The sequence below is a fragment of the Actinophytocola sp. NPDC049390 genome (assembly GCF_044466355.1).
GTDB lineage: Bacteria > Actinomycetota > Actinomycetes > Mycobacteriales > Pseudonocardiaceae > Actinophytocola.
In genome coordinates this window covers 476518-483521 of sequence record NZ_JBITMQ010000005.1, presented here as the reverse complement: position 1 = coordinate 483521, position 7004 = coordinate 476518, and the positions used below count along the sequence as shown (strand labels likewise).

Genomic DNA, 7004 nt, shown 5'->3' with positions numbered 1-7004 from the left:
GACCGGAACAGCTACAAGGCCACCATCAGCATCAACATCACCACCCCAGCCGACCCTTGACAGCCCAACCCACGCCCTAACTGAACGGCATTGGGACTAGACCTGATGTCGGAAGCAACCTCACAGCGCGCTCAGGTGTCAGAAAGGGTGAGGGAGGTGGGGCCGTGCGCTACCGCATGCTGGGCAACATCGCCGCGCACGACGGCGCCCACTGGCACCCGATCGGGGCCGCCAAGCCGAGGGCGCTGCTCGCGGCGCTGCTGATCCGCGCCGGGGACGTCCTGAGCGTCGACCAACTGCTGTTCGAACTCTGGGGCGACCGCCCGCCGAGGAGTGCCCCCACCCAGATCCACGGCTACGTGCTGCGCATCCGCCGCATGCTCGGCGAAGCCCACGCGCAGTCGCTCGTCACGGCGGGCCCCGGGTACCGGCTCGTCGTCGGCGACGGGGAGATCGACACCCGGGTCTTCGCACAGCGCTCAGCGCTCGGCCGGGAGGCGCTCCAGCACGGCGACGTCGAGCACGCGGCCGAACTCCTCGGCACCGCGCTCGCCATGTGGCGTGGCCCCGTGCTGGCCGACGTGCCCGCGTCGCCGCTGGTCAGTGGCATCCGTCGGCGGTTGACGGAGTTGTGGCACGGCACCTGGGAGTCCCGTGTCGAGGCCGACCTGGCCCTTGGCAGGCACGCGGGCCTGGTCGAGGAGATCGAACGCCACGTCGACGCCCACCCGCTGCGGGAGCGGCCGTGGCGCCAGCTGATGCTCGCGCTCGACCGTGCCGGGCGCCGCGACGAGGCCATCGCCGCGTACCAGCGCCTGCGCACGATCCTCGTCGACCACAGCGGCATCGAGCCGGGGCTCGAACTGCGTCTCCTGTACGACGACCTGCGAAGACCGCGCCCGCACCTCGTGCCGGAGGTGCCGAAGCTGGTCGGGCGCGCCGCGGAGCTGACCGCGCTGGACGCGCTCGCTGACGAGAACAGCCCCGCCGTCGTCGCGGTGACCGGGCCCGCCGGGATCGGCAAGACCGCGCTCGTGCGGCACTGGGCGGGCCGGAACGACTTCCCCGACGGCAGGCTCTACGCCGACCTCAGGGGCTACGGCCACGGCTCGCCCGCCGAACCCGGCGCCGTGCTCGCCACCTTCCTGCAGGCCCTCGGTGTCCCGGCCGACGCCGTTCCCGACGACGAGGACAGCCGGGCCGCGCTGTACCGGTCGCGGGTCGCGGGCGGCCGGCTGCTCGTCGTGCTCGACAACGCACGTGACGCCGCCCAGGTCCGGCCGCTGCTGCCCGGCCCCTCACGCGCGATGGTCGTGGTGACCAGCCGCGACGACCTGCGCGGGCTCGCCGCGACCCACGGCGCGCACCTGCTGCGCCTGCCCGTCCTCGAACCCGCCGCCGCCGTCGCGTTGCTCGGCCGCGCCGACGCCGACGTGGCGGAGCTGGCCGCGTTGTGCGGGCACCTGCCGCTCGCGTTGCGGATCGCGGCACGCGAGCTCGCCGCCCGCACCCCGGTGTCCGCGCTGGTCGAGGCGCTGCGGGCCGGTGACCTCGACGGGTTCGCGCACCGCGACGCCGCGGTCCGCGCCGCCTTCGACGCCTCCTACCGGGCGCTGCCAGAGTCCGCGCGGCACGTGTTCCGGCTGCTCGGGCTCACCCCGGGCCGCGAGTTCACGACACATGCCGTCGCCGCGCTCGCCGGCCTGCCCGTGCCCGCCGCCACGGCCGTGCTCGACCGGCTGGCCGCCGCGCACATGGTCGAGCCCGCCGGCCGCGGCCGGTTCACCTGTCACGACCTGCTGCGCAGGTACGCGGTGGGCCTCGCGCCCGACGACCCGGCGGCACGCGCGCGGCTCACCGACCACTACCTGGCCACCGCGCTGCACGCGGCCACGTTCGTCAGTCCCCACATGGCCCGGGTGCCGGGCGCGACGGTCCCGGCGGCGCCGGTGCCGTTCGCCGACCGCGCCGCCGCGCTGGCCTGGCTCGACGCCGAACGGGCGAACCTCGTCGCGGTCGGCGGGTGGCGGCTCGTCGACGCGCTGCGCGGCTACTTCTCGATGCGTTCCCGCCGCGGCGACTGGGCCGCGGCGGCACGGGCCGGGCTCGCGCTGGCGGTCGCGGAGGGTTCGGCGGCCGGGCAGTCCGCGATGGCGATCTCGCTCGGTCTGCTCGGGTGGTGCGAGGGCCGCTACGCCAACGCGCGCGCCCACTACGCGGAGGCCGTGGTGTTCGCGCGGCGCGCCCGCTGGGGGGAGGGCGAGGCGACCGCGTTGAACGGTGTCGGCCGCGCCGAGGTCGGGCTGGGCAGGCCGAGGGAGGGCAGGCGGGTGCTCACGGAGGCGCTCGCGCTCGACCGCGCCATCGGGTTCCGCGCCGGGGAGGCGCGGGAGCTGCACAACATCGGGCTCGCCATGCAACACGAGGGGCTTCTCGAGGCGGCCGTGACGCACCAGGAGCAGGCGCTGGCGCTGTACACGGAGCTGGGCGACTTCCGCGGTCAGTGCGTGGTGGGCGACGCGCTCGCGTGGGCGCGCCTGCTCGCCGGGCTGCCGACCGACCTGTCCGAGCACACCGCGGCGCTGGCGCTCGGCGCCGGTCTCGGCTGGGACGCCGCGCAGGCCGGTGTGCTGCGCACGATCGCGGCCCGACACCGCGACGCCGGCCGCTTCACCACCGCCCGCGAGTACGCCAACCGTGCGCTCGCGCTGGCGGGGGACGGCGGCGAACACCAGGTGCGGGTGGACTCGCTGACCGTCCTCGGTGACGCGCTCAGCGGTCTCGACCTGTACGCCGAAGCGCGCCGCGCCTACACGGAAGCCCTGTCCGCGGCGGCCGCGTCCGGTTTCGTCACCGGGCGGGTCGACGCGCTGCTGGGCCTGGCCCGGCTGCACGTCCGCAGCGGCGAACCCGCCACCGGTGAGGTGTGGGCCCGCACCGCGGTCGCCGCCGCACGCCGCCACGGCCTGCTGCTGCGGGAGGCGTGGTCGCTGACCGCGCTCGCCGGCGTCACCGCCGCGCGCGGCAGGCACACCGACGCCGTCCGGTACGCGAAGGACGCGCTCGCCGCCTGCGAACGCAGCGGCCACCACGCGGGTGCGGCGACCGCGCTGTCGCTCATGGGCCACCTCGCGAGCGTGCAGAGCCATGCCGGCTGACCTCCGCTTCCGCCTGCTCGGGCCGCTCGAGCTGGCGGTGTCCACCGACAGCGCCGAGACCGACTGGGCCGCGATCGCGTCGACGAAGCGGCGGGCGCTGCTCGCGACGCTGCTCATCCGCGCGGGCGAGACCGTGCGCGTCGACCAGCTCGTGCACGAGCTGTGGGGCGCCAGGCCACCCGACAGCGCCACCACCCAGGTGCACCAGAACGTCATGTGGCTGCGCCGCACGATCGGTGACGAACACGGCCAGGTCCTCGTCACCGACGAGCACGGCTACCGCCTCGACGTGACCGCCGACCAGCTCGACGTCGGCCGGTTCGACGACCTCACGCGGCGCGGGCTGGTGGCCCTGCACGACGGCGCCCCGGAGACGGCGGCCCGCCTGCTGCGACAGGCGATCGGGCTGTGGCGGGGGAACCCGTACTCCGACGTGCCGCCGACCGAGCTGGTCACCGCGGCCGCGCAGCGGCTCACCGAACGCTGGCTCGACGCGTGGGAGAACGCCGTCGACGCCGAACTGGCCTGCGGCAGGCACGAGTCGGTGGTGGCCGAGCTGATCCAGCAGGTCGAGGTGCACCCGCTGCGGGAACGGCCGTGGCGGCAGCTGATGACGGCGTTGCACCGCACCGGCAGGCAGGCCGAGGCGCTCGCGACGTTCCAGCGGGTGCGGCAGCTGTGGGTGACCGAGCTCGGTGAGGAGCCGAGCGCGGAGCTTCGCCGTCTGCAACGGCAGATCCTCGCGCCGGCCGAACGGATCGTGCCGCGGCAGCTGCCCGTGTCGCCCGGCTTCGTCGGGCGCGCCGCGGAACTGTCGCAGCTGGGCGGCGGCACCACCGCGATCGTCGGCCCGGCCGGGGTCGGCAAGACCGCGCTCGCGCTGCACTGGGGCGTGGTGGCGGGCGAGAAGTTCCCCGACGGTCAGCTGTACGCGGACCTGCGCGGGTTCGACCGGCGTCCGCCGCTGCCGCCCACCGAGGTGCTCGCCCGGTTCCTGCAGGCACTCGGCGTGCCGGTGCCCGACGGCGAGGACGAGCGGGCCGCGCGCTACCGGACCACCCTCGCCGACCGCGAGATGCTGGTCGTGCTCGACAACGCGCGTGACCCCGACCAGGTGCGGCCGCTGCTGCCCGGGCCGTCGCCGGCGGAGGTGCTGATCACCAGCCGCGACGACATGCGCGGGCTCGTCGCGACCCACGGCGTGCACCGGGTGACGCTCGGCCCGCTGCGCCCCGACGACGCCACCGAGCTGCTGTCCACCGTGCTCGGCCCGGCCGACGCGGAGTTCGGCGAGCTGGCGCGGCTGTGCGACCACCTGCCCCTCGCGCTGCGGATCGCCGCCGCCAACCTCTCCGCGCGGCCCCAGCAGACGGTCGGCGACCTCGTCGACGCGCTGCGCGGCGGGGACGTGCTCGCCGAGCTGTCCGTCCCCGGCGACCCCACGGTCGGGCTGCGCGCGGCACTGGACCTGTCCTGCGCGGACCTGTCCCGCGACACGCTGTTGTTGTTGACACAGCAGGAGATCACGGCACCCGTCCCCGGCCTGGACCGGCTCGCCGCGCGGCACCTCGTGACGCAGCACGGGTCCGGCCGGTACACCGTGCCGCCGCTCGTGCGCGCCTACGCCAACACGGTGACAGGTTTGTGTTTTTGATTCGATGCCTTGACTGGCGCCCAGCGTGGTGAATGATTCACGCAGTCACTCACCCGTCTGGGAGGCGTCCATGAGTGGAGCTTGCGGAGCGAACCATCGAGCAGAGCATCGACGTAGCAGACGCGGATGGGGTTTGGTCACCGCCGCCGTACTCGTTCTCTCCACTGTGACCGCCGGGTTCTCGGCCACCGCGGCCCCGGCCCCCGAGTCCACCGGGGAACTCGCGCTCGTACGGGTCCAGCTGCCCGCCGAGTCCATGTTCGACGAGCTCGTGGCGAGCGGCGCCGACATCGCCGCGCGCCCCGCGGAACTGTTGGTGGACCTCGTCGTCACCCAGGACCAGCTCGACGCGCTCACCGCACGCGGTGCCAGGACCGTGCAGGTGATCCAGCGCGAGGGCGACGGCACCGCCCGGTACGCGCAGTCGGCACGGGCCGCACGGACGGCCGGCGCGGACACCTTGCACTTCCTGTCCGCCAACTGGTGGAGCGCCGACGGCACCACGTTCCTGCAGACGCTCGTCGCCACCACCGCGGTCGCCGACCCGGACGTCGAGATCACCGTCGCCTGGACCGCCGAGAACGGCGCGACGGGCTCCTTTGCGTTGCAGCGCTTCGAAGACGCGGGTGAATACCAGTACCACGTGGCCGAACCGCAGGCGCTGCCCGCGAAACCGGTCACGGTGACCGCGACGTCCAGCCTCGGCGGCGTCTCCCGTGCGATCACGCCGACCGCGTGGCCGGGCGCGACCCCGCCGGAGCTTCCTGGTGGGTACCAGAAGGACTTCATCGACGCCTACATGACACCGACCGACATCAAGGCCAGGATCGCCCGGCTCGGGCGCCAGTACCCGGACCTGGTCGAGGTCGTCGACCTGCCGAACAAGACGCAGGGCTACCGCCGCACGGCCACCGCGTACCTCGGTGACCCGGCCACCGCGGCGGTCGTCGTGGAGTCCACGAAGTTCGGTGACCAGGGACCCAACGGCTGGCAGGTCAGGTCGGTCGACCCGGGCAGGCCGAACCGGCCGGCGCGGGCGACGTGGCGCGACCGCGTGCTGACCGTGTCGCTCGCGACCGACCGCACCGGTGCCGTCATCTCCACGACCGACCAGATCGCCGCGCTGATCAGCGCCCGCTTCCCGCAGCGCTTCACCGCGTTCGTCGAGGACGGGTCGGCGGGCGAGGTCATGCCGGTGGCCGGACCGGTCACGATGGACGACGGGCTCGACGGGTCCGTGTCCCGCAGGCCGTGGACCGTGCAGGCGCTGCGGATCGGCGCGCACCGCGACGGTTCCCGCATCGGGGTGCTGGCGTACTCGCAGGAACACGCCCGCGAGTGGGCGACCCCGCTGGTGACGCTCGAGTTCGCGGAGCGGCTGCTCGCCAACCACGCGACCGACCCGGCGACCAGGCAGTTGCTTGAGGACGTCGAGGTGTTCGTGATCCCGACGGTCAACCCGGACGGTGCGAACTACTCGTTCAACGACGCGAACTTCCAGCGCAAGAACATGGTCAACCACTGCGCCGGGGAACGGCGCGACCCGAGGTACGCCGACGCGTGGGGCGTCGACGTCAACCGGAACTACACGGTCGGTTCCGTGTTCGACGGGTACACCGGCGCGTCCGCCACCAACTGCCTGTCCGGTACGTACGCGGGCACCGGTGAGCTGTCCGAGGCGGAGTCCGCGAACGTCGTCGAGCTGGCGAAGGCGCACGACAACATCCGGTTCGCGATGAACGTGCACAGCTACGGCGGGTACTTCATGTGGCCGCCCGGCGCGTACGCGATGCCCGGACGGGTGACGCTGCCGAGGCCGTCTGCCGAGGAGGCGGCGCTGTTCCAGGCGTCGGCGAAGCGGATCGTGGGCGCGATCTCGTCGTCGCGCGGGACGGTGACGTGGCCGTCGCGCACGGGCCCGGTCGCGGACGTCCTGTACTCGGCCGCGGGCAACTCGGCCGACCAGCTGTACTACGAGCTGGGCGTCTTCGCGTGGGACTTCGAGATCGGCAACGACCGCTGGAACGCCGAGACGGGCCAGTGGGAGGGCGTCGGTTTCCAGCCGCCGTTCCCCGAGGCGCACGCCGAGTCGCAGGAGTACGCGGACGGCCTGGTGGAGCTACTGCGCGTGGCGCGCGACTACGCACAGAACTGATCGGCCGTCCATAAGGGACGAATGGCCCGGGGAGCGT

At 73.8% G+C, this 7004-nt stretch carries 3 protein-coding genes; all 3 read left to right on the top strand.

All coding sequences use genetic code 11. The annotated features are described in order from the left end of the window. Nucleotides 1-164 precede the first annotated feature (164 nt). The 3 genes from ACIBVP_RS18570 (at nt 165) to ACIBVP_RS18560 (ending at nt 6967) form a co-directional block, all read left to right on the top strand. Nucleotides 165-3158 (top strand): BTAD domain-containing putative transcriptional regulator, encoded by a 2994-nt coding sequence (locus ACIBVP_RS18570; protein ID WP_396107359.1) that lies wholly within the window; start codon nt 165-167, stop codon nt 3156-3158. Then, nucleotides 3148-4812, top strand: coding sequence for a BTAD domain-containing putative transcriptional regulator (locus tag ACIBVP_RS18565; RefSeq protein WP_396107358.1), 1665 nt, complete (start codon nt 3148-3150; stop codon nt 4810-4812). Before ACIBVP_RS18570 ends, ACIBVP_RS18565 begins: the two co-directional genes overlap by 11 nt. A gap of 133 nt (nt 4813-4945) precedes the next feature. After that, nucleotides 4946-6967 (top strand): M14 family zinc carboxypeptidase, encoded by a 2022-nt coding sequence (locus tag ACIBVP_RS18560; protein WP_396107357.1) that lies wholly within the window; start codon nt 4946-4948, stop codon nt 6965-6967. Nucleotides 6968-7004: the final 37 nt, after the last annotated feature.

What these genes read in the sequence shown, in the direction of transcription:
- ACIBVP_RS18565 (WP_396107358.1), top strand. Translation starts at nt 3,148, where the DNA reads ATGCCGGCTGACCTCCGCTTCCGCCTGCTCGGGCCGCTCGAGCTGGCG.